Source organism: Paenibacillus algicola, assembly GCF_005577435.1.
Classification (GTDB): Bacteria; Bacillota; Bacilli; order Paenibacillales; family Paenibacillaceae; genus Paenibacillus_AQ; species Paenibacillus_AQ algicola.
The window spans coordinates 626,960-650,373 of the sequence record NZ_CP040396.1 but is presented as its reverse complement, the minus strand read 5'-3'; the positions used below and the strand labels follow the sequence as shown (position 1 = coordinate 650,373).

The 23,414-nt window shown below is 52.6% G+C and carries 24 protein-coding genes; 11 read left to right on the top strand and 13 right to left on the bottom strand.

Annotation, left to right across the window (positions count from 1 at the left end; translation table 11 throughout):
- Positions 1–37: 37 nt before the first annotated feature.
- Positions 38–883 carry a helix-turn-helix domain-containing protein gene (locus E6C60_RS02960; protein WP_138224421.1) on the top strand — a complete coding sequence of 282 codons (846 nt, stop codon included), beginning with the start codon at positions 38–40 and terminating at the stop codon, positions 881–883.
- A gap of 23 nt (positions 884–906) precedes the next feature.
- On the opposite strand, the gene rbsB is transcribed toward E6C60_RS02960, so the two are convergent.
- Genes rbsB through E6C60_RS02930 form a run of 6 tightly spaced genes read right to left on the bottom strand, consistent with a single transcriptional unit; the run spans position 907 to position 6,569 of the window.
- Positions 907–1,824, bottom strand: a complete 918-nt coding sequence (gene rbsB, locus E6C60_RS02955) for a ribose ABC transporter substrate-binding protein RbsB (RefSeq protein ID WP_138224419.1) — start codon at positions 1,822–1,824, stop codon at positions 907–909.
- Positions 1,825–1,838: 14 nt separating this feature from the next.
- Positions 1,839–2,807 (bottom strand): ribose ABC transporter permease RbsC, encoded by a 969-nt coding sequence (gene rbsC / locus E6C60_RS02950; RefSeq protein WP_138224417.1) that lies wholly within the window; start codon positions 2,805–2,807, stop codon positions 1,839–1,841.
- Position 2,808: 1 nt separating this feature from the next.
- Positions 2,809–4,290 carry a sugar ABC transporter ATP-binding protein gene (locus E6C60_RS02945; RefSeq protein WP_138224415.1) on the bottom strand — a complete coding sequence of 494 codons (1,482 nt, stop codon included), beginning with the start codon at positions 4,288–4,290 and terminating at the stop codon, positions 2,809–2,811.
- A gap of 17 nt (positions 4,291–4,307) precedes the next feature.
- On the bottom strand, positions 4,308–4,706 hold the full coding sequence (gene rbsD / locus E6C60_RS02940; RefSeq protein WP_138224413.1) for a D-ribose pyranase: 399 nt from the start codon (positions 4,704–4,706) through the stop codon (positions 4,308–4,310).
- A 1-nt stretch (position 4,707) separates the two neighbouring features.
- Complete coding sequence (gene rbsK / locus E6C60_RS02935; RefSeq protein ID WP_138224411.1) at positions 4,708–5,586, bottom strand: ribokinase; 879 nt, start codon at positions 5,584–5,586, stop codon at positions 4,708–4,710.
- Positions 5,586–6,569: a LacI family DNA-binding transcriptional regulator gene (locus tag E6C60_RS02930; protein ID WP_138224409.1), complete on the bottom strand. Its 984-nt coding sequence runs from the start codon at positions 6,567–6,569 to the stop codon at positions 5,586–5,588. Before E6C60_RS02930 ends, rbsK begins: the two co-directional genes overlap by 1 nt.
- A 428-nt stretch (positions 6,570–6,997) precedes the next feature.
- Between E6C60_RS02930 and cyoE the strand changes: the two genes are divergently transcribed.
- The gene (gene cyoE, locus E6C60_RS02925; RefSeq protein ID WP_233281205.1) at positions 6,998–7,921 is read left to right on the top strand and encodes a heme o synthase; all 924 of its coding nucleotides are present in this window, start codon (positions 6,998–7,000) and stop codon (positions 7,919–7,921) included.
- A gap of 92 nt (positions 7,922–8,013) precedes the next feature.
- Here the strand turns inward: cyoE and E6C60_RS02920 are convergent, their stop codons facing one another.
- Positions 8,014–8,898 (bottom strand): exosporium glycoprotein BclB-related protein, encoded by an 885-nt coding sequence (locus E6C60_RS02920; RefSeq protein ID WP_233281115.1) that lies wholly within the window; start codon positions 8,896–8,898, stop codon positions 8,014–8,016.
- Between the two features lie 188 nt (positions 8,899–9,086).
- On the opposite strand from E6C60_RS02920, the gene E6C60_RS02915 reads away from it, so the two are divergent.
- The 5 genes from E6C60_RS02915 to E6C60_RS02895 are packed head-to-tail and all read left to right on the top strand — an operon-like array spanning position 9,087 to position 11,712.
- Positions 9,087–9,449, top strand: coding sequence for an alpha-helical endospore appendage domain-containing protein (locus E6C60_RS02915; protein ID WP_138224405.1), 363 nt, complete (start codon positions 9,087–9,089; stop codon positions 9,447–9,449).
- The gene (locus E6C60_RS02910; protein ID WP_138224403.1) at positions 9,415–9,738 is read left to right on the top strand and encodes an alpha-helical endospore appendage domain-containing protein; all 324 of its coding nucleotides are present in this window, start codon (positions 9,415–9,417) and stop codon (positions 9,736–9,738) included. The genes E6C60_RS02915 and E6C60_RS02910 overlap by 35 nt, the downstream gene beginning before the upstream one ends.
- A 36-nt stretch (positions 9,739–9,774) precedes the next feature.
- On the top strand, positions 9,775–10,158 hold the full coding sequence (locus E6C60_RS02905; RefSeq protein WP_138224401.1) for an alpha-helical endospore appendage domain-containing protein: 384 nt from the start codon (positions 9,775–9,777) through the stop codon (positions 10,156–10,158).
- 39 nt (positions 10,159–10,197) lie between these two features.
- Positions 10,198–10,755, top strand: a complete 558-nt coding sequence (locus E6C60_RS02900; protein ID WP_138224399.1) for a hypothetical protein — start codon at positions 10,198–10,200, stop codon at positions 10,753–10,755.
- Between the two features lie 24 nt (positions 10,756–10,779).
- Complete coding sequence (locus E6C60_RS02895) at positions 10,780–11,712, top strand: MBL fold metallo-hydrolase (protein WP_138224397.1); 933 nt, start codon at positions 10,780–10,782, stop codon at positions 11,710–11,712.
- 37 nt (positions 11,713–11,749) lie between these two features.
- Here the strand turns inward: E6C60_RS02895 and E6C60_RS02890 are convergent, their stop codons facing one another.
- From E6C60_RS02890 to E6C60_RS02870, 5 genes are all read right to left on the bottom strand, one after another.
- Positions 11,750–12,829 (bottom strand): glycosyltransferase family 2 protein, encoded by a 1,080-nt coding sequence (locus tag E6C60_RS02890; RefSeq protein WP_138224395.1) that lies wholly within the window; start codon positions 12,827–12,829, stop codon positions 11,750–11,752.
- A 51-nt stretch (positions 12,830–12,880) separates the two neighbouring features.
- Positions 12,881–13,906, bottom strand: a complete 1,026-nt coding sequence (locus E6C60_RS02885; RefSeq protein WP_138224393.1) for a sugar phosphate nucleotidyltransferase — start codon at positions 13,904–13,906, stop codon at positions 12,881–12,883.
- Positions 13,903–14,901 carry a GDP-mannose 4,6-dehydratase gene (gene gmd / locus E6C60_RS02880; protein ID WP_138224391.1) on the bottom strand — a complete coding sequence of 333 codons (999 nt, stop codon included), beginning with the start codon at positions 14,899–14,901 and terminating at the stop codon, positions 13,903–13,905. Before gmd ends, E6C60_RS02885 begins: the two co-directional genes overlap by 4 nt.
- Positions 14,902–15,088: 187 nt before the next feature.
- Complete coding sequence (locus E6C60_RS02875; RefSeq protein ID WP_138224389.1) at positions 15,089–15,430, bottom strand: alpha-helical endospore appendage domain-containing protein; 342 nt, start codon at positions 15,428–15,430, stop codon at positions 15,089–15,091.
- Positions 15,431–15,602: 172 nt separating this feature from the next.
- On the bottom strand, positions 15,603–16,724 hold the full coding sequence (locus tag E6C60_RS02870) for a glycosyltransferase (protein WP_233281114.1): 1,122 nt from the start codon (positions 16,722–16,724) through the stop codon (positions 15,603–15,605).
- Positions 16,725–16,868: 144 nt separating this feature from the next.
- Between E6C60_RS02870 and E6C60_RS02865 the strand changes: the two genes are divergently transcribed.
- The gene (locus tag E6C60_RS02865; protein WP_138224385.1) at positions 16,869–20,126 is read left to right on the top strand and encodes a glycosyltransferase family 4 protein; all 3,258 of its coding nucleotides are present in this window, start codon (positions 16,869–16,871) and stop codon (positions 20,124–20,126) included.
- Positions 20,113–20,922, top strand: a complete 810-nt coding sequence (locus E6C60_RS02860) for an FkbM family methyltransferase (protein ID WP_138224383.1) — start codon at positions 20,113–20,115, stop codon at positions 20,920–20,922. The genes E6C60_RS02865 and E6C60_RS02860 overlap by 14 nt, the downstream gene beginning before the upstream one ends.
- 139 nt (positions 20,923–21,061) lie before the next feature.
- Here the strand turns inward: E6C60_RS02860 and E6C60_RS02855 are convergent, their stop codons facing one another.
- The gene (locus E6C60_RS02855; RefSeq protein ID WP_138224381.1) at positions 21,062–22,285 is read right to left on the bottom strand and encodes a TraB/GumN family protein; all 1,224 of its coding nucleotides are present in this window, start codon (positions 22,283–22,285) and stop codon (positions 21,062–21,064) included.
- Positions 22,286–22,476: 191 nt separating this feature from the next.
- Between E6C60_RS02855 and E6C60_RS02850 the strand changes: the two genes are divergently transcribed.
- Positions 22,477–22,911 (top strand): hypothetical protein, encoded by a 435-nt coding sequence (locus E6C60_RS02850; RefSeq protein ID WP_138224379.1) that lies wholly within the window; start codon positions 22,477–22,479, stop codon positions 22,909–22,911.
- Positions 22,912–22,934: 23 nt separating this feature from the next.
- On the top strand, positions 22,935–23,312 hold the full coding sequence (locus E6C60_RS02845) for a hypothetical protein (protein WP_138224377.1): 378 nt from the start codon (positions 22,935–22,937) through the stop codon (positions 23,310–23,312).
- Positions 23,313–23,414: the final 102 nt, after the last annotated feature.

Below are 23,414 nucleotides of genomic sequence, written 5' to 3'. Positions count from 1 at the left end.
ATGATGCGGAGACGATGCGAAAAGGCGGGAGAGCGGCATGAAATTCATTTACGAGAACTGGAAATTTGACAGTGAGCTTCCCTTAAAGATTTTCAGTCACAATAATATCCAGTTCTATGCCCACTGCCATCCCGAGGTCGAGATTATTTACGTTGAATCCGGCAGTCTGCTGCTGGGTGTCAATGAGGAGAAGCGGGAGGTTCATGCGGGAGATTTCGTGATCTGTAGCAGTAACGACATTCATTCCTTCGAGTATGGCGGCAAGGAATCCAGAGCGACGGTACTGGTCTTTAAGCCCGAGCTGCTCGGCTCCTCCCGGACATGGCCGGGCGACTTCCAGTTTACCTCTCCCTACTTCACCCCCGCTGAAAAAGACCGGAAGCGGCTGTATGGACTGCTGCAAGCCATCTACCAGGAATGCGAGGGCGGCGGAGCCGCTGCTCCCGCCTCGGCGCTCATGGTCCGCGGCCTCACGATGCAGCTGTGCGCAGACCTGCAGCGCTGCATGCCGGTGGCTCCCAAGGCTAAAGAGCCTTACGAGCAGCGGGCTCGCCTGCAGAAGATGCTGTCTTATATCGAGGAGAACTGCCGCACCGAGATGACGCTGGAGTCGATTGCCGGGCATTTCAATATGGATCCCTTCCATTTCAGCCGGACCTTTAAATCGACCCTGGGCCTGTCATTCAAAACCTACCTTAATATGGTGCGGGTGTCGCTGGCCGAAATCAAATTGGAAAACACCGACGACAGCATTATGGAGATCGCTCTGGAATGCGGCTTCAGCAGCATCCGCACCTTTAACCGGGTGTACAAGTCCATTAAAGGGCGGACACCGTCCCATTACCGCAAGCAGGGGGCTGCTCCCCAGGATTTCAAGTCCTGAAGGAGACAGCCCCCTGCTCTTTATTATTCTTTAATCACCAGCTTCAGCGGTGCCGGAATGACCTCCTCCACCTCTTTGCCGGAGGTGACATCCACGGCGGCCTGTACAGCCAGCTGACCGATCAGCTCTGGCTGCTGCGCAACCGTAGCCGTCAGCTTGCCGGCCTCAATGGACTTCAACGCATCGTCATTGCCGTCAAAGCCGATGACCATGATGTCCTTGCCGGAGCTTTGAATCGCTTCAATGGCTCCCAGCGCCATCTCGTCATTATGAGCGAAGACCGCCTTCACATCCGGGTTGCCCTGGAGCAGATTCTCCATAACGTTCAGTCCCTTCGTCCGGTCGAAGTCAGCAGCCTGCTTGGCAACGACATCCAGCTCCAGGTCGGCTACATCATGAAAGCCCTGACCGCGTTCGCGGGTAGCGGACGCTCCCGGCACTCCTTCCAGCTCAATGACCTTCGTGTTCTTGCCCAATTCTTTTACAATATGCTCTGCCGCCATCTGGCCGCCCTTTGCGTTATCGGAAGCGACGAGCGCTTCCACCTCACCCTGGTCCGCGGAGCGGTCAAGCGTGATCACAGGAATGCCGATGCTGTTCGCAGTCTGTACTACGGTCGAAATGGCCGCCGAATCGGTTGGATTAATGAGCAGGACATGAACGCCCTGCTGGATCAAATCATCCACGTCATTGCTCTGCTTCGCAGAGTCGTTCTGTGCGTCGACGACAATGACCTCCATCCCCTGCTTGGCGGCCTCCTCTACAACACCATCCTTCAATGAAACGAAGAAGGGGTTATTCAGCGTAGATACGGACAAGCCAATCTTGAGATCCTTCACATCGCCGCTGAGCTTGGGCTTGGCCCATTCAGGCGGCTCCATGGAACAGCCGGTGATGAACACCAGCAGGAGCGACAGGAGAAACAGGTTCGCTTTTTTCATCAGGAATTTCCTCCTTATACCGTTTTCTTCCGGTCGAGCAGAACGGCTATCGCAATAACAACGCCCTTGACGACCATCTGATAAAATGAATTGACGCCCAGCAGGTTCAGGCCGTTATTCAGCGTTCCGATAATCAGTACGCCGATTAATGTACCCACAATCCGGCCTCGACCTCCGGTCAGGCTGGTGCCGCCAAGCACTACGGCTGCGATAGCGTCCAGCTCATAGGAGGTGCCCGCTGTCGGCTGTGCCGAGTTCAGACGGGACGTCAGGATCGCTCCGGCCAGGGCGGACAGCATGCCTGCCAGGGAGTAAATCATAATTTTTACACGAGATACCTTGATACCGGACACAATGGATGCTTTCTCATTACCGCCAATGGCATAGGTTTTACGTCCGAAGGAGGTCTTGTGCAGAATGATCCACAGCACGGCGAAGGTAAGAATCATGGTAATCGCCGGAACCGGAATGCCGAGCAAGTAGCCGCGTCCAAACAGCTGGAACGGAAGGCTGTCGCCAAGGCCGGTAATCGGGTTACCCTCGGTATAGACCAGCGTGAGTCCACGGAATATAGTCATCGTCGCGAGTGTAGCGATAAATGGAGCCATTTTGCCTTTCGTAATGAGCAGGCCGTTGACCGCACCCATGATCCCCCCGGCTGCACAGCCGATAATAATCGCGAAGATCGGGTCCACGCCTGCGACCATCAGATTGGCAACGAGTGCGCTGGAAAGCGCCAGGATGGAGCCTACGGACAAGTCGATCCCGCCGGTCAGAATTACGAATGTCATCCCGAACGCGATCAGGGCGTTAATCGATACCTGACGCAGCAGGTTGAGTATATTCAGCGGCTCAAGAAAGCTTGGGTTCATGACAGAGACGATCACAATCAGGATGATCAGTCCGAGCAGCGGACCGAGCTTCTGGGTGAATTGGCCAAGCTTGAAGTTTCTTTCCGCTTTAGGTTCATTGAGGGTTGTCATGTTACTGACCTCCTGTAGCTAGTGTCATAATCTGTTCCTGGGTAGCTTCGCTGCCCTTCACTTCTCCGGCAATCCGGCCTTCATGGACGACCAGAATGCGGTCACTCATGCCGAGCACCTCCGGCAGCTCCGAGGAGACCATCAGGATGGCAACCCCGCGCTCGGTCAGCTCGTTCATCAGCTGATAGATTTCACGCTTCGCGCCGACATCTACCCCGCGGGTTGGCTCGTCCAGAATGAGGACGCTCGGGCCAATCCCGATCCATTTGGCGATGACCACCTTCTGCTGGTTACCGCCCGATAGACTGCCAGCCGGCGTTTCAGTCGTATGCGTCTTGATCTGCAGCCGCTTCACGAGCGTATCCACGAACTCCTGCTCCTTGCGGGTGGAGATAAAGCCCTTCGAGGAGAAGCTGAACAGATTCGGCAGTGCCATATTCTCGCGGACTGAGAAATCCAGTACGAGGCCCTCATCCTTCCGGTCCTCCGTAATCAGGCCGATGCCATGCTTTACGGCATCATCGGGCTTGCGGATGGACACCTTTTTGCCGCGAATCCACACCTCACCGCTGCTCAGCGGATCGAGCCCGAAGATAGCCCGCATCATCTCGGTGCGGCCTGCTCCCATCAGCCCGGATACGCCGACGATTTCTCCGGCTCTGACCGAGAAGCTGACATTCTCAAACCGGCCTTTGCCGCTGATGCCCTTGACCTCCAGCACGGTTTCGCCTGGTGACGGGCTGCGCGCCGGATAGCGCTCGGTCAGCTCCCGGCCGACCATTTTGCGAACGACCTCATCAAAGCTGGTGTCCGGGATGGGCTTGGTGTCCACGGTTTTGCCATCGCGCATAACGGTAATCCGGTCACACACCGCGAAGATTTCCTCCATCCGGTGGGAGATGTAGACGATGGACACGCCCTGCTTCTTCAAGGAGTCAATGACCTCGAACAGCTTGCGGATCTCCCGCTCGGTCAAGGCGGCGGTAGGCTCATCCATAATAATGACCTTGGCTTTCGTCATCAGCGCTTTGGCAATTTCAATCATCTGCTGCTGACCAACCGAGCACATTCCCGCCTCCTGGGAGAGAGGAATGCTGACCGACAGTCTGGAGAACTGCTCCTCGGCCATGGCCTTCATCTGCTTCTGGTTCAGCACCCCGAGCCGGGACGTAATCTCCTTCCCGATAAACAGGTTGTCCAGCACGGTCATGTCCGGCCAAATGTTTAGCTCCTGATGTATAAATGCAATGCCGTAATCCTCCGCCTCCCGCGGGCTGGAAAAAGCAATCTCTTGCCCGTCAATCGAAATGCTTCCCTGATCCCGGCTGTGAAGGCCGGTCAATATATTCATCAGCGTCGATTTACCGGCGCCGTTCTCGCCCATCAGGGCGTGAACCTCTCCCCCGGTCAAGTCAAAGTCGACACCGGTCAGCACCTGGTTTGTGCCGAAGGCTTTATGAATGTTGCTCATCTGGATATGCATAATGGTTAATCCTCCTCTTATCCAAAATGAACGCCCGACTGCAAAATACAATTCGCATAGGGCCTGGCTTCCCCGGTTCGGATGATAGCCTTCGCCTGCCGGGTCAGCTCCTTGAATTGCTCATGTGGAACCTGGGATAGGGTACTGTCCGGAAAGGCTCCCTCTATATATTGCATGGTTTCCATATTTACAGAATTTATCTCCTCAGCGACAATAACGCGTTCCACCACCATGTCCGCCGCCACGACGCTCACGACGTCCTGAAAGCCCGGAGTCCCTTGCGTCAACGCCAGGTCAATCTTCAGCACGCCCGGAGGCACCGGGAGCCCGAGATCGGCAATGACAATCAGATCGGTATGGCCAAGATCGGCCAGCACCTTGGCAATATGGCTGTTCACCATGCCCTGCTTCTTCATCTTAAAGGCTCCCTTCGACGTCGCTGCGCTGCGGCATTCCGCCTTGAGCGCCAAACTTGGTTACCGACAGCGCTGCTGCCCTGTTGGCAAACCGGAGGCTGTCCTGCAGACTCTGACCTTCCGCGAGTGCAGTGGCTAACGCCCCGTTAAAAGTGTCTCCTGCCCCTGTGGTATCTACCGCTTTCACCGCATATCCGGGCACGACAACCTCCTGCTCCCCATCAAAATACCGGACGCCCGCTTTGCCCTCGGTAACAATCAGCTTGTTCGGGTAGCGCCGCAGCACCTCGCCAAGCGGCATTCCCTGGAACAGGATGGCTGCCTCATGCTCATTCGGCGTAATATAAGCGGCACGCTCAATGACAGACGGCGGCACCGGACGTGCCGGAGCGGGGTTCAGCATCAGCGGCACGCCGTACTCCTGACACAGCTGACTCACATGAACGACCGTCTCTTCCGGAATCTCCTGCTGAATCATGACGATGTCTGCATCCCGGATCGCTGCGGACGCCCGGTCCACGTAAGCCGGAGTGATGCAGTCATTCGCGGCTTTAACGACGACAATGCTGTTATCACCTTCCGCGAGCACAATATGTGCTGTACCGCTCTCCATACCTGTAACCGGTTCCACATAGTCCGTATGAATCCCGTTCTCCTTGAAGTTATTCAAGATGATCTCACCTAGATGATCATCCCCGACACAGCCGACCATCGTAACGTCTGCCCCCAGTCTGGCCGCTGCAACGGCCTGATTCGCTCCCTTGCCGCCGGGCACCGTCTTGAAGCTGTCGCCCAGCACCGTCTCCCCGGCACCGGGGCGCTTGCTGGAGGTGACGACCAGATCCATTGAGGAGCTGCCGATTACCGTTATTCTTGCCATTACAATTCCACCTTTCGGGTTGTCTGCCGCTCGATAAAAGAGACTGCAAATTGGATATTTCTGCGTTCTACATAGGCTTCCTCGATCAAGGCAATGATCAAATCTGCCGCCGCCCTGCCCATCTCATAGGCCGGCTGATGAATCGTCGACAGGGAAGGGGTTAACAACCGGCTCAGCGGAATGTCGTCAAATCCGATGATCTGCACATCCTGCGGCACCTTCTTCCCAAGCCGTACAGCCTCCTGCAAGACAGCAAAGGCTACAATATCATTACTTGCAATAATGCCATCACTGTCCGGATATTGCCGGAATAGCTCCTGTGCCCACGCTTCTGCTTCTGTAAAAGAGAACGAGTCTGTCTTCAGCACCTGATAGGATGCTCCCAGCTTCTCAAGCTGCTCCGCCGCTCCCTCATAACGGTCCATGGCTGTCCTTACAGCAGCAGGTCCCTGAATAATGACGATTCGGGCGCTTCCGCGCTGAACCAGCTCACGGGCAGCCTGCCTGCCGCCCTCTCTGCCGTCTGCATAGACGCTCGGGCTGTCATTCACAGTCCGGTCCAGAAACACAACCGGGATCTTGAGACCTGTATACATTTCATGGTCAGGCGCATGGGTTGAAGAAATAACACCTACCACATTATTCTGCAAAAAGGTTTGAATATATTCCGTTTCCTTCTCCCGGCTTTCATCACTGTTGCCGAGAATAACCCGGTAGTCCTGCTCCTGCAGCCGATCCTCGACTCCACGGGCAAGCTGGGGAAAGTACGGGTTCGTGATATCAGGGAGCAGCAAGCCGATCAGCTTGGATTTTCGCTTGTACAGGGACCGAGCTACCTCATTGGGCGTATAATTCAGCTCCCGGACCGCATCCTCTACTCTGCGCCGGGTATCTTCATGAACGTAACCGCTCTCGTTGATGACCCGGGATACGGTTGCTACCGACACCCCCGCAGCCTGAGCCACTTGCTTGATCGTTGCCATCCTTGTTATCACTCCGTTTATAGGCATGTTTCATTCCATAGGTACGTGTGTCGTTACAAGCACGCTTCAACATACTATTCTCTATGTAACCCGTTACACACTGAGCGAAACTGAGACTGTAACCGGTTACAGGTATAAGTTAACACAATTGTTTTCTTGATGCAAGCGTTTCATTGATGGAAGATTCAACCTCTATTGGATCGAGAGCTATGTGCTTTTTGCGGAGCACGGGCTGCCAAATATGAAGCTTCATGCAAGAAAACGCTACTGCACTCCCTATACTTTGTGGTAAGATATTGATATTTGGGTAAAATGTCGGCTTAAAATTGACATTATTATTAATATTGTGACTTTATCGCAAAAAGCCGAAGCCGGAATGCTATAATTGTAAAGCACACGAATATTCTAAAATGGAAAGTGAGCAGATGATGATAAATAATAGATCACAGGCGAACCTTACACTAGAGTACAAGCCTTTCTCCAAAGCTCTAGGCGAAACCGTCAAAACCGGAATTATCCGCTCCAATATGATCGCCGTGTTTACCGGCCTGTGCATGGCGCTTTATGTTTATGATGCCTCCATTGGGGAGCACTGGCTCGCTATTCTCGCCTCCCTGGTCGGCTCCTCCTTCATCATTGGAGCTGCAGGTGCCTTTAACAACCTGTATGACCGGGATATTGACGCGGTGATGGAGCGCACCCGCAACCGGCCTACGGTCACCGGACAGGTCGACACCCGAACCGGTCTGGCGCTGGGGATTTTCCTTACCGTTGCCGGAACATTGCTGCTGCTGTTTGCCTCACCGATGGCTGCCTTGTTCGCACTGCTCGGCCTTTTTCTATATATGATTCCCTATACGATGTGGACGAAACGCCGCACCGTCTATAATACCGAAGTCGGAAGCATTTCCGGCGCAGTCCCCCCTTTGATCGGCTGGTCGGTCATTTCGCATGACTATGCCCATGCCGGAATCTGGGCGCTCGTGATTACGATGATTCTCTGGCAGATGCCCCACTTCTACTGTATCGCCATCCGGCGCTTTGACGAGTATAAAGCGGCGGGTGTCCCGATGCTGCCTGTGGTGAAAGGGATCAAACGCGCCTATACGCAGACGAATGTTTATCTGGTCCTGCTGAGCGCGTCCAGCTTCCTGTTCTGGTCGTTCAGTCCCATCGTAGCTGTCATTGTCCTCCTGATTAACCTGGCTTGGCTGGTAACCAGCTTCAAGACCTATAACCCAGCGGAGCAGAAGGCCTGGGCTACGAAGATGTTTATCTTCTCCATCCAGCACTTGATTCTCGTGTACCTCGTCATTGTGCTGTACTCCCTGATTGCTAAAGCGCTGCTCTAATGACGGACAGGCATACAGAATAAGCTCATCCTGCAGTTGATGCGGGGATGAGCTTATTTTTGCGGGGATGAGCTTATTTTTGCGGGCATCAATTAATTAATCGTAATCCCTGCTCCGGCATAGCCGACGACCAGGTTTATCAAGCTCAAGCCCGATGCTGTTGCTTCAAAGGCCAGCAGCAGCCGATCCTCAGCGGCAACCGGAATGGCCAATCCGGAATTCAACCCGTTGCTCGTCGCTCCAACCGCAACCGCGCCCGATAAAGCCGGTGCCAGCGTCACGAAGCCTCCTGGAATCGCGACAAAGGTGTTGCTTGGCGGCGAAGCTCGGTACAGCTGAGCTGTAATGGTAACCGTGCTGCCGATCAGGTTCAGGGCAACCGTCGTACTAAAGAAAGCCGCAATATCGGTAATTGTCCCTGCACGCGGAGCCGAGAATGCAAAATTCAGCAGGTTGCCGCCAACCCCTGTCAAATCTATAGTTCCGCCAAGCGCACTGACCCCGGACACGGAGCTGCCAAAGCCAATTAATCCGACCGTGCCTACAAGCCCCCCTGCAACCGTCGTCAGCGTGACTGGCAGCCCAGAAGCGTACGGAATGACCGCTCCGGCGCCCGGCGCCCCGGTTGCTCCGGTAGGTCCTGTCGGGCCTGTTGCTCCGGTAGTCCCTGTTCCCCCTCCTGATTCGACAGCACCTAATACACTTTCCAGCTTGTGCTGCAGCAGCATTTCCTTTTTGAGCAATTCCTGCATTGTACTCTTAACGCTGGAATTCACCGCAATCAGATCATTAATGGTGGAGGGCACGGTAAGTCCCGGAAGTGTGCCGACCGCGTATTGAATTTTTTCAGCCTCGGCATTAATGATGTGTCCCAAACCTAATTCTTCTATAGCAATGGAAGCAAGAAGCAGATTTAACGCTTCGTCTCTTGTGACTGTGATACTCGGCGTCACATTAGGAATATTCGCTTGCGACAAGGCCAGTCACCCTCTTTCGGTAAGATATTTACGCTATACGGTATGCTGCATCTGTCCATCAGGCTTGAGCCATTGTCCATATAAGCCAACAATAAATACTCGCAGCAGTAATAATCTGCCTGCTGTAAGACATAGGTATAAGTGCTTGCAGTATACGGTTATGGTACCCGAAGAAAGAGGTGAACCGCTTGTCACAGCCCAGCCTCTCTAATGCTCCTGATTCCGCTGTCAACGTCAGCATTACCATTCATGAGGCCGAAGCTTTATGTCTCATCGCCATTGCACTGACCGAGCTCTCGCTAGCTCACGTTATGCATTCAGAAGCGAAGAAGACTCAACGTCTGCTGGCAGCATACCCCCAGCATGAACAGGTTCAATCCCGGGAGCTGTGCAGGCTCCTCCTGAATGATACCGCGTCTCTGGACATGATGCAGAGCATTATTAAGCAAGAGATGCTGCTGCAGTCCAGGGTAGAAAGCATCGTGGAGCTTTACACAGAAAGAGAGGTGATCAAGCATGTCCATGCCCAACATTCCGGATATACGTCCTGAAATCACATTGAAGAGGAAAGAAGCGATCAACCTGCTGCTGTCCTCCATCGCTCTGGAAGAGATCGGATTGTCCCATATCATTAACGCTGAAGGCGAGAAAATCCAGCGCTTTGTAAAAGATCACTGCGTGGATCTTGAGGACATTTTAAGAATTAACCGCAGTGTCGAGCTCATGCTGCGCAATGTGATCAAGAACCAGATGCTCCTGCAGTTCAAGCTGGAGGATGTCATGCTACTCGATCTCAAAGAGCATATTGATTATGATGACGACTGCTACCCGGAGGAGTAGTACAAACGATCAGCCTAGTAACCAGGAGGTCATATTATGCCGTTCGATCCTTCCCTCCGCGAATCCGGGCACTGGGATGAGGCGGCAGCAAAGCTGCTGTCTTCTATTTCTGCCGAGGAGGAAGCTCTCGCTACTCTGATGAACGCCGAAGCTCAAAAAATTCTTGCCTTTATTCATCAGGATCCCGCCCTCTCTAATGCACCTTCCAGCCAAGAGTATATTCAATTTAATTATGCCATTACGAGAATGATGGATACGATCCTGATGACGAAATGGATGTTAATGAAAAAAATGGATTCTATTCTGTTTTTCCAGTCCTCTGAAAAAGAACTTAAGGAGTCGGGCAGAGCCATCCCGGACCCGAAGCGGATGCCGGAATACTGGGATGAGCTCGCCCGGGATGAAGGAATGGACTATTAAACCCTTCTTTGAGCTTCGTAATGTAAGGTGGGGAAATTATTGAACGATTCTCATCACAACAAGCCGAATTCCAGCGCATCTGTTTACGCGGAGGCTATTCTGCGCTGGGTCGGGCACTATGCCGACAAAGCCTCGGCGCTGCATGAGCAGGATCAAGTTATCGCCGTTCGCATAAGCACCAGGCAGCTGAGCTTACTCGAACGGCTTCTAGATTTACATGCTGTTCAAGCTCTACCTGGACAGGAGCCTCCTACGTGGAACGAGGGTTCACTTCTTGAGTTGAGAACACTTTGGGATCAATTAACGGATGATACCGGCCTGTTAAGGCCTTGCAGGTCTTTCTGGATCTCCATTCAACAGAAATTAAATATCCCGGCTGCAGTCAACAAGCCAAAGATAAGCTCACCCTCTTCCGCCAAGCCCGCCAAGCAGAGCAGCCCGAAGAAAAGTTCAAAGGCAAGGCCTAATCCCAAGCCTCCTGCAGCCCTGTTTATATCCACCCTTGGAGGACCATCCAAAAAACACAATCCGGACCGGAAAGAAGAAGCTGCGTTCATGGCCATGATAGGTTCAAAGAAATATAACATCAAATATTAATCTGATGGACAGGAGCGGAAGAAAATGTCTAAGCCTACTTTCATTCAAGTCGCCGGCAATACGTATTGCTGGTCTGGAAAATATGCGATCGGAGGATATCTGAATCCCTCAACCCGCGAAGCCCATTTGATTGACAGCGGTCCGGATTTTAAGACGGCCGAGCTTATAGAGCAGGATCTCACGGATAAGGGATATACTTTAAGCAGCATTCTTTTAACCCATGCTCATCTGGCGAGTGCCAAGGGAGCCTCTTATTTGAAAGAGAAGCATCCCTATCTGAAGTGCTATGCTTCCCCTCTCTCGGCTACCATTGTTAACGATCCCGGTGCCAGTGCAGTGATGAACATGCTAGATTATGCCCCGCAGCAGCAGGATGCCAGAGCGGAAATTCTCGTAACAGAAAGCATACCTTACCATGACGGCGTGTTTTTCATTCAGGGAGTCAAGTTTTCATTTGTGACCTTGCCCGGACACTTTCCGGGAATGTTCGGTATTCTAACCCCGGATCAGGTTTTATTTTGTGCCGACGCCCTGTTTGGAGCCCGAACCTTGTCCAAGCAGAAGCTGCTTATGTTTACGGACCCCGGTAACGCCAAGCAGTCCCTTCAGAAGCTTAAATCCATCCGGGCCAGCCACTATGTGCTGTATCACGGAGGGCTGGAGAAGGATATAAGCAGCCTGATTCAGCAAAATCTGCAATGTATCGATGATATGTATCAGCAGATCCAGGATATCATCAAGCATTACCAAGGCCAGACCTTTGATATTATTGTACAAAAGCTCATGCAGCGCTATGGCATTGATGACCATGAGGACCATTACGAGCTTGTAAGAGTGATCGCACGCTCTAATATCAACCAGCTGCTGAAAGAAGGCAGAATCCGTAAAAAGGTCGCCGGAGGCATCCTGATGTACAGTACTGAGCAGCCAGTTTACGATGGGGCCCCTTCTCTGTAGCTTCATGGAAGGGGCTTATCATACTGGGTATCCAGGTTCAATGACCCGCCTTATCCTGCATCATCTGCTTCATAAAATGATAATTGTACATAATAATAGGATGCTCCGGTTGATAGCTTCTTGCTTGTTCGTTGTGGAAATAAGCCTCGTCGAGCTTACCCATACAGCTGTAGGACAAGCACAGCTTGAGATGAGGAATCCATGTTGAATACGCTTCATTCACGAGAGACATATGCTCCTTAGGCAGCTCATAGGAAAGCGCCTGCTCAAACCAGTACGCTGCCGTACGATATTCACGCTTTTCCAGCAAATGCTCCCCGAATGCACAGCAAAACTCCGGCCGGGGCTGATCGTATTCCAGTGTCTGAAGCCAGGATTGCAGCGATTTTTCCTTCTGCCCCAGCTTTTGATAACAATCTGCTTTACGCATGCAGGCCTGAATTTGGTCCTCCACCCACCCCTGCTGCTTCAAGAAACGGTCATAATATTGTATGGCTTTCTCATGCTGCCCGTGCTCGCTTAATTCGTTACCGAAATAATACATATCTCTTGAGGAAAAAGGCAGGTTCTCCTCTTCGCGCTTCAGATATATCCTCAGATTGCGGTCTGAATGGCTCTTCATCTTCCCATGAACGATTGCTGGAGAAGCGTGATAGATGTTGCCTGACACCTCCAGATATTCATGCACCGCCCCAATCCATGTAAAACCGCGGTCTGAGCGCACGAGCCGATTACGGCGAAGAGAGGTCGCAGCGCCCCCAGAGGGATTCATGCTTAGATAATAGGGAAGTGTTACACTGTCAATGTCCTCAGGTAGCTGCTTCAATGCAAGAAAGGCCTCTTCGTCGCCTTCCTTCAAGTAATCATCGGCATCCAGCCAGAGAATATATGGCATAGTGGCGAGGCTGAAGGCATAATTCCGGGCGGCAGAGAAATCATCGATCCATGTGAAGTCGACAACCCGGTCTGCAAAGACTGCCGCAATCTCCTTCGTCCGGTCTGTGGATCCCGTATCAACGATAATGATTTCATCTACGAGGCGGTGAATGGAGCTTAAGCACCGCTCCAGCACCTCTTCTTCATCCCTGACAATCATGCATAGGCTGATCTGAATCATGTCCTCTCCTCCCCATAAAAGCTTCTTTATTTCCCAAGCCCTGTACGCACATCAGGGCTTGGGATCTTCCGTGATCTCGGGCTGCTCGGCGAGCAGCAGCTTGATGTCATCACAGGCCTCTCTGGAAGTTACCAGAATACCATGGTCCGTAGCCACAATCATCAAGTTTGACACACCTATACATACGACCGGAACATCCGTCAAATTCATGGCGGTAACAGCCTCGGTGTCTCTCCGGTAAACCTTGCTTTCAAAATGCGGGTGGCCCATCGTATCGACCAAGCGATCCAGACTTCCGATATCGGTCCATCGGCCATGGAACGGGACCACTACAATATCCGGGGTTTTCTCCAGCACTTCGTAATCAAAGCTGATGGCAGGCAGGCTGCTATAGCTGGCCAGGCAAGCCGGATAGCTTGCGGGATCCCCTTTGCTCTGTACATATTGCTTCATAAAAGACAAGCGAAACATAAATACTCCGCTGTTCCACAGCGCTCCCTCTGATATGAGCTCAGATGCCCGGTCCAGGGCCGGCTTCTCGACAAACTGCGAAATGCCATAAACCGGTCCTGCCGGATGAGCGGTTTCAAGCTGTGGAACAATATAGCCATATTTCCCGGAGGGCTCAGTCGGCTCAATTCCAAGCAGGGCAATGTTCACTTGACACCAGTCCAGCCGCTGCGGCATGGCAGCCAGAAGGTCCACGAAATCTTCTTCTATATACAAGTCGGCAGGACAGAAGCAGACCAGCTCATCCTCCGGCAGCTTCAGCTCATCCAGCAGATACAGCGAGCTCAAGCATATGCTGGGAAAGGTGTCCCTTCTTTCCGGCTCGACAATGATGCGGGGACCCCATGGCAGGCAGCTGGAGATCTGCTCTTCATGCTCCGCCATGGAGGATACCAGCACATCATCAGGGCTGAATTTCTGCAGCATCAGCCGGGCATTTCGGGCGAGAATCGCTTCCATATTCCCTGCTTCGTCCTGAAACAGAGGAATAAATTGCTTGGGCACCGACGATCTCGATAGCGGCCATAGCCTGCTTCCGGTACCTCCCGACATAAATACGACCTTCATGAGTCGTGGCAGCCTTTTTTCAGTTTCAGCTCCTCCTTGACCCGCCTCAGATCGCTCTCCACCATCATCCCTGCCAGCTGCTCGATGCGGGTTCTGGCCTTCCACCCCAGCTGCTGCTGTGCTTTCGAAGCATCACCGAGCAAAATATCGACTTCAGCAGGCCGATACAGCTTCGGATCCACCTGTACATGCTGTTTCCAATCCAGATTCACATAATCAAATGCCATTTTGCAAAAATCCTGCACGGATGTCGTCTGGCCGGTCGCAATCACGTAATCATCCGGCTGGTCTTGCTGCAGCATCAGCCACATCGCTTCTACGAAATCGCCGGCAAAGCCCCAGTCTCTCTTGGCCTCCAGATTCCCCAGCTGAACCTGATCCATGAGTCCGCAGCTGATTCTCGCCACGGCATCGGTAATCTTCCGGGTTACGAACTGAATGCCCCTTAACGGAGATTCATGATTAAACAGAATGCCGCTGCAAGCAAATAAGCCATGGCTTTCCCGGTAATTCACCGTCATCCAGTGGGAGAACAGCTTGGCTACACCATACGGGCTTCTGGGATAAAAAGGCGTCCCCTCCGTTTGCTGCTGATGCTGGATTTTACCAAACATCTCACTGGAGGAGGCCTGATAGAACCGGCAATCCGGTCTCACCAGACGCGCAGCCTCCAGTAAATTCAAGGCTCCCAGGCCTGTAATTTGAGAGGTTAGAATAGGCTGATTCCACGACGCCCCTACAAAGCTCTGGGCCGCCAGGTTATATATTTCGTCCGGCTTGTAGACCTCCAGCAGCTTGATGACCGAGGAAATATCCACGACATCTCCTTCTACAAGCTTGATCTGATCCAGAATGTTCAGCTCCTGCAGCCTCCACAGGTTCGGAGTGCTGCGCTGCGGATGCATTCCGATGACCTCATAGCCTTTGGATAGCAGTAATTGAGCCAGATAAGCTCCGTCTTGGCCGGTAATTCCCGTAATGAAAGCTGTTGTCATCGTGGTCCTCCTTCAATAGGCGTATGTGTATCAAACATCATCTGTTTACTTTATGCGCAGTAGGCGCCTGGTGTGCGGGAGCTTCTCCGGCAGTGGTGGTACAAAAAAAAGACCTGCATGTGTCAGCCATGCAAGCCACTCTCATAGGTTAAGCTGTGATGCCGTCAGGAACAGAGCCGCTTAAAGCTTAAGTTCCGAGAACGGGGTTCCCAGGGGAAATCTGAATCAAGTCCAGGACATTCTCGAACTTGAATTGCAGCAGCATTTCTTTTTTGATGACATCCTGCAATGTTCTTCTGACACTGGAGTTGACGAGCAGCAGGTTGGATATTGTAATATCTCCAGGAGCCAGCGTGGATGTGGTTGGTGTCAATGTGCCCAACACGAACTGAAGCTTCTCGGCTTCAGCATTAATAATATGTGCCAGGGCCAGTTCCTCCAGAGCAATGGAAGACAACAGTAAAGGTACCGTCTGGCCCAGCGTAATGCTGATGCTAGGGGTAATATTCGGGATGTTTGCTTGTGACATAACTCTACACCTCACTCAGTTTTTTTTACATGCTATTCAGGCTGTACGCAACGGGTGTACACTTATCTACCACGGCATTTGCGGAATATTGAGATACGAGCTCAGCTGCTGCTTTAGCACTCTGCATTATATTCCGCTTATGCAAAGATGACTTGGCGTTTGCCCAGAAGCGTCATTTTGATTTCAGCTTCAGCTTGTTTAAAGCCTCTATCGACTCGGCATGCTGGGGGTAGATCATTAGCGCCTGCTCATAGCACTTTTTCGCCTCTGGGTTATTTTTCAGGAGCTCCTGACACATTCCCTTATAATGCCAAGCCTGAAAGCTTCCCAGACCCTTCTGGGTGAGATGCGCCAGATTGGAATCCCCGATCTCAAGGCACTGCTCAAATGCCTCCAAGGCCGCTTCGAATTTCTTCAGCTGCATCAGTACAACGCCCTTGTAAAACACAAGATCCACATAATCCGGATACAGCATAATCGCCTTTTCAATCGCGGGATACGCGCCATCATAGCTCCCTACACTGATCAGAATGGAGTATTTCAGTTTGTACAGCAGCGAAGGCGGAGTCAGCCTGTTGCTCAGAAACGCCACGATCGAGCGATTGGTGTGCTGAAAAGATTCGTTCAGCTTCTTCAGCCGGTAGCACTCGGAGGCCATATGATAATGCAGCCAAGGGTCCTCCGGGTTATCGGACAACGCCTGCTGCAGCAGCTGCAGGTTTCGTTTGGCTTTATCCTTCACCTGGACCTGTGACTCCAGATAGCCGTAGTGCCACAGCGTTACCGGTGCATTGCCCATACGCTGAAGCATCTGACTGCCGCTGCCGAACACTTCTTCCACATTAAGTGCCTCATGGATTTTGTTACGGAATTGAAATCCGAGGCCATTCCGGAACATTCGGGGATGCGAGATCTGGATAATATGATGTTCATCCACTTCAGTGCCGTAATAATTGTTCAGTTCGAAAGAAAACAAATCATATTCCGCCTCCGTGGCCAGCTGCTTCAGCAGCTCGCCTCCTTCGCCCAGCTCTTCATCGGCATCCAGCCAGAGAATCCATTGTCCGCGGGCTTGGTGCAGCCCGAAATTTCTAGCCTCTGCAAAATGCTCATTCCATGTGTAATCAAGCACTTTCGCGCCATACTCCTTACAAATCGCCGGAGTGTCATCCGTTGAACCGGTATCCACAATGATCATCTCATCCACATAGGGGCTCACGCTGCTTAAACATCGGCCGATACAGTCCGCTTCGTTTCTGACAATCATACAAAGCGAGATTACAGGCGTCTCCACAATCAGTTCCTCCTCCTTTTTGTGTTATTTAGTTTATGTGCTGAATAACCATGAAGTGTAGATATTCGGAAATTAGCTCTCTAGTGTGATGAAGCCGCACTTCAACTGCCAGCCCGATCAAAACCAAAAGAAGGTGAAAAACCTGTGAGTAGAACCCTGAGCATAACTTGGGAAGGTGACTTCTCCAAAACCAACAGCCTGGCTCTAGTGAATGCCCATATCTATGAGCAGCTGGTGGAGGATTCCCGCTTTCAGCTGCATCGATTTCCGGAGGATCGGCCTGATCCGGCGGAAATCCATATTTCCCACTTATGGCCGCCCAGACTGAAGAGGCCGCCGGGCGCAGATTACTGGATCAGTATCCTGCCCTGGGAGTTTGGCGCCGTCCCTGTGACATGGTATATGCCCATGAAATACGACATGGATGAGATTTGGGTGTACAGCCAGCATAACAAGAACAGCTACATAGCATCCGGCATTCCGGGAAACAAGATTCGTGTGCTGCCCTTGGCGGTGGACCCGGGCATCTTCAAGCCGGAAGAGAAAGAAGAGTCCTTTGCCGCTATAGACACTTCCTTTCGCTTTCTGTATGTTGGCGGCAGCATTGCCCGGAAGGGCTTTGACATTTTGCTGGATGCGTATCTGGAGGAATTCAGCCCGGAAGAGCCCGTCAGCCTGATTGTGAAGGATCACGGAAACACCACGCATTATCATGGAATTTCCATGCAGCAGCGCGTGCTGGATGCCAAAGACAACCCGCACTCTCCGCAGATTCTGTATACCGATCTCCACTTAAGCAGCCAGCAATTAGCAGATCTGTACCGGAGCTGTGACTGTGCGGTGTTTCCGTTTCGGGGAGAAGGGTTCGGCCTTCCCATTGCGGAGGCTGCTGCCTGCGGCACTGCAGTCATCGTGCCGGACCAGGGGCCTGCCTCTGAATGGCTGAACCATGATGAGGCTATATTCGTTCCCTCCAGGCTGTTTAGACATCCGGAAGCGAAGATTGGGGATTTGGCGACACTGGATGAACCCACCTGGATTGATATCGACAAAAAAGCGCTGCAAGCTGCCATGAGATATGCCTTTCAGCATCGTGATACCATCCACTTGAAGGGCAGGCTGGCCAGCAGCAATATACGCTCCAGCTACACCTGGCAGCAGACTGCTTCTCTGGCAGGCCGCTATATCCTAGAGCTCTGGTCCAGGCAGTCTTCCTGGTGCGGTCCATCTGCAGAACAGCAGCTTCGGCGGGAGCTGTCAGCTGTAACCGCCTGCAGCCAACGGGAACAGGAGGTCAAGGCTGAGGGCCTGCTGGCCGCCCTCGTCCAGCGGTATCCTCACTATGCCTCTCTTCATATGCAGCTAGCCTCAAAATATATTGCAGCACGCCGGTTTCTGCAGGCGATATCCCTGCTCGTACCCATTACAGAACAAGCTACAGAGGAAGGACAGTCCCGTTATTCCGATTTGACGGATGAAAGCACCGGAACCGCCTGGATGCTGCTGGGTATCTGCTATAGTGAAATGCAGTCCTGGTCCCTCGCTATTCACGCCTTCAATGAGGCCAAGAAGCTTCATATTCCGGTGCATTCGTTACAAATCCCTTATTTTCAGGTGGCTGTAAGAGCGCTCCGGCTTCTACTCGGGGAGCTGCATAAGGAGATGGGGGAAACGTATCTTGATCTCAATGCCGATGTGAACGCGGTAGAGGAGTTTCAGAAAGCCCTGGACTGCGCTCCCGGGATGGAGAAGGCCGTGCAGCGTCTAGAAGAAGTGAAGGAGCTCAGAGAAGCCGGAGCCAAGAAGGTCTCCTCGTTATTTACCAATAATGGGCAGCTTCTCTCGGCGGCAAAAGGGGACTGCGAAAAGGTTCAGTGGGTCTGGTCTTCGCATTCGGAGGTTTCTTCAGACATTCAGCCTTTATGGGAGAAGGCCGCCATGTCGTGGTTTCATCCCGGTCAACAGGTCCTCTGGGCGGAGGCCGGACAGTCGCTCGCGGAATATGACGCCGCAAGCGTAAATGCTTCTGTTGTCCTGCTGCTGAGTGACGGTGTAGACACCCAGGAGCTTATTGACTGGACCACTTGGTGCTCCAGCCGCGCTGCCGCTGGCAGTACGCTCATCGTATACCAGGGTCAAGCCGCTACCGAGTCATTTAGCGCCGTATGCTCGCTGCTGGAATATGGCATCTGGAGCCTGAAAGGCCAAGGCACCCTTCATAACCCTGAGGATGGCCGGCTGAATGCCTACAAAGCATTTCAGCGTGAAGAGATTGGTATTCACTGGGACTGCCCGTTCTATAATGCGACTGGATATGCTTCGGAGCAGCGGCATTTTATCGAGAGCTTGAAACCGTACCCCTACCTGATCAAGGTCCGGGCTATGGATGCGGCAAGCTCTGTACCTGAACCGCCGGAAGAGCAGATCGGGAATGCGTACGCGGTATTCAAGCAGCCTCCGCTGATTCACATGCAAGCTGCCCCTGCCCACTTATTCAGCATGCCCCGCGCCCCGATCAGCATTGGCCGGACCATGTTCGAGACGGACCGAATTCCGGCAGATTGGGTTCAGGTGCTCAATACATTGACAGAGGTGTGGGTGCCTTCGCAGTTTAACTTTGATACCTTTGTAGCTTCCGGTGTGGATCCTTTGAAGCTTCAGGTGGTACCCGGTGTGCTGGATGAACGAAAATATTCTCTTACTTCACTACAACGCTCAGCTATTCCCGGAGCCCGCAGCTTTGCTTTTCTTTCCGTATTTGACTGGAGCATCCGTAAAGGCTGGGACTTACTGCTTCGAGCTTATTTATCCAGCTTCACAGAGGAAGACGATGTCACTTTGGTGCTGAAGGTGAGCCAGATTAATGAGCCCAATGCTCGAATATCCCAGCTCATTGAACAGTTTACAAGGGAGCTCCAGCTTCATTCTCCTCCGCATGTGCTAGTCCTTGATGCTCGCCTGACGGAGCAGGAAATGCTGGAGCTGTACGCTTCCTGTCATGCTTTTGTCCTGCCTACACGAGGTGAGGGCTGGGGGCGGCCCTACATGGAGGCTATGGCCCTGGAGGTACCGGTCATCGGGACGAATTGGAGTGCTCAGCTGGAATTTATGAATGAGCAGAACAGCTATTTAATTGATGTCGAGCGGCTGGTTGAAGTCCCCTCTTCCATGCCTGCTCACTTCAAGGGCCATCTGTGGGCAGAGCCCAGCATTGAGCATCTGATCCAGCTACTGCGCGATGTATATCGCCGCTATGATCAAGCCAAGCAGCGGGCGCAGATCGGAAGACAAAGTATTTTCCCTAAGTATTCTACACAGAGCATCGGCAGAATCATCCACCGGAATCTAGAGCGGGTCATCACCCAATATTACGAAACCGAGGTGTATCATGAGCAGAGTTAGCGCTTATCTTGGAGATTACACGTATCTAACCCAGCTGGAAGCAGGGCCCAAAATTTATGTCGATACCCGCGAGCTGTCCATGAGTGCCCATCTGATTGCTGATGGCTTCTGGGAGTCCTGGATTTCCAAGCTGTTCACCGCCTCCCTCTCTCCGGGAGCAACGGTTCTGGACATTGGAGCCAACTGCGGCTACTATTCGCTGATTGCTGCCCTGCATACAGGACCTGGCGGCAAGGTCCATACCTTTGAGCCTAACCCTTTCCACCACCAGAATTTATTAAAAAGCAAGCTTATTAACGGGTTCTATCATATGGAAATTCATAAAGCTGCACTGAGTGATCAGGAAGGCACGCTGTCTCTGTATTCTCCAACCATGCTGACGGCTTCAGCCAGCATCATTGAAAGCCTGGTTTCGGCCATTAAGGATACAGATCCTCTCCAGGCCATTGAGGTACGCACGGTCCGGCTGCGGGATTACCTGCCTGACATTGCTGCCGATGTCATCAAGGTTGACATCGAAGGTGCGGAGCCGCTCATCCTCGATGATCTTGTGGAAATTCTGGAACGAAAGCCGGGCTCCAAGCTGTTTATGGAATACAACCAGAAGGCGTGGGAGATGCAGGGCTATGACTGTCTCGCACTGCTGGACAAATTTCGAAGCAGGCAGTACAGCATTTATATCATCGGTCACGATCAGCTGCTGACGCTGGTATCGCCGGAGGAGCTGATTCAATTGACCGCAAATGCGACTCATTTCGACTTGTTCATTACCAAGCCGGCCAGCGCGGCTGGCTAAAGCGGTTGCGAGGAGATCTATATCGTTAAAAAAGGAGTCGCCATGGCAAGAGTATCTTGCCATGGCGACTCCTTTTACATATTGCTCCGCTATGCGTATATCGATCGTCTACATTAGAATATGATGCCCGTCTTGCACACTACTTCCGCTTCACCGTATAGCCCTTGTCCTCCAGCAGCTTGATGATTCCATGCTCACCCAGATAATGCGCTGCCCCAACGACAATGAAATACTCCTCATTCTTGCCGTTCCGGAGATAGCCATCAATCTTGTCGGCCATTCCAATGTTGCGGTCAATCAGCATCGCCTGAACATACTCTGCATCCTCCGAGACACTGTTTGTCAGCTCCAGCAGCTGCTCTTCGTTGCCCGTTTTCCACATCTGGGCCATCTGCTTCACACTCTGGTCCAGTTGGTTGAACTGCTCCAGCGCAGTGTTCAGGTTGCGCTCCTGCAGCTCCTGGGAGAAGCCGTTAAACATGCTCAGCTGGGATTCGTAGGATTCAAGCTCCAGCACAGGAATGCTCTTCTCCATGGCCTTCTGAACAAAATACAGATCAATCCCCGCTGCAGCCTCATAGCCCGCCGCCGACGCCTGCAGGCTGCCCAGCGTGCTCTCTACCACCCACGGCTTGAAGACATCCAGTGCATCCGGCGCAATACCGCTCTGACGGAGCACTTCTCCCAGCTTGGCATACGTATCTGCGGAGATATGATCCTTCAGGGTGGTGCCATCCTGGTACATACCGAGCTTCATGATAAGCTGCTGCTGAGCCTCATCCGCCGCTTTGCTTACATCAATCTCGACGCCCAGATAGTCCGCCTCGGCAAAAGCTTCATCAAACTCCGGGCGCAGCGGATAGAAGCTCTCGTCCGCAATATGCATGGAGCCGACCAAATATACGGTATTGCCACCGCTCTCTACCTCCCACATAAATCCGCGGCCCGCAGCAGCCTGTACCGCGTCCTTGACCGAAGCCGTAAGGATGACCGTACGGGTCTTGGCATCCCAGGCTACCGCATAGCCGGCAGCCTCTCCGACCACCCGGATCGGAGCGTAGGTGACACCGTTCATCTTCAGAAGCTTGGCTTTCAGAATCTTGGAATCTCCGTCCGTAATAACGTAGATCGTATCCTCCGAAGCCTGAGCCAGCTTGACGCCCAGCTCCTGCAGTGTCCATCTCAGGGGTACATACGTTGTACCCTTCTCCACCATCGGCTTGCTTGTGCTGTACTCCAGCACCTGTCCTTCCATACTGACAACCGGAGATACGGGTGCGGCAGCAGCCGGGGCTGCGGCCGTTGCCAGCAATCCGGCTGAGATCATCAGCGATAGCAACGCCTGATTCCAATTCTTTTTCATGAGGTACGCTCCTTTTCCTATGTATCTTCTATTAGACCCTGCTATTTTACCATATCCTTCATCGTCTTTCATTTGGGTGCATTGCCTTACGAGCTATCAAAGTCTATTAAATTGTACGCATTGCCCGCGATGAACATCCACGCTTTGTCTTGACCAGAAGCATACGATACCGAGAAAGGAGATGATCACTTATGCCTGCACAGTTTCTGGATTCAAAGACATCCCAGAATGCCAGCTACGCCAATTCCATTTCTATTCCGCTGTCCGCACTAGGTGCACCTGACCTCATTGCCCAGCAGACGCTTGATCTTTCAGCAGGTGCCTCCGGCTTGACCCGGGTTGAATTTTCCGGTGTGCTTGCCGTCCAGCTTCCGCTGCTGCCCGTAGCCACTACTGTAACCGTGTTTGTAACCCGGGGATTGACACCATCCGACACCATCGTATTCTCGGCTGCCCGAAGCCTGGATCTCTCAATCCTGGGTCCGCAATTAATTGCCTTCTCCGGTTCGGACTTCAATGCGCCCAATACGACAGCTGCTGCTTATTCTGTATTTGTAAGCACCACCGCCCTTGGCGTTACGCGTGTCGGACCAGAAAGCTTCAATTTCACCGGCACCTCGGACTAAAGTGAAAAGAGGAGGTCTGTACCATGGCGACCTTTACAACCAGCTTAATTACCAATACCCGGGCAACCGGAACTGCGGCTACGAACCTGATCGTTAACTCCAGAAACCTCGGCTCTTCCAGTGCCTCCATTGTAGTTGTCGTGTTTGGCGTTCCGGAGTCCACGCTGATTCTGACTCCCCTGTACGTCACCGGCTTTACACTGCCCGCCAATTCAGCAAACATCCGCCAGTTCTTCATTGCCGGCAATGTCTCTTATGAGGTTCAATACAGTATCACATCACCGTTCAGCCAAGTCGTGATGTCCAGCTATGGCATCGATGAGTTCGGAAATCTCGTTACAGACCAGCGGGTGCTGCAGTCCGAGCTGACTCCAACCAACAGCTTGTCGATCCCGGTCTAGGATTCACCTCGAAGAGAGCAGGCAGCTGCAGAGCATCCTGCTCTCTTTCTCATGAAGAGACGATTCGCACAGGCATCTTCCTGTGGCTGCCGTATACTGTGC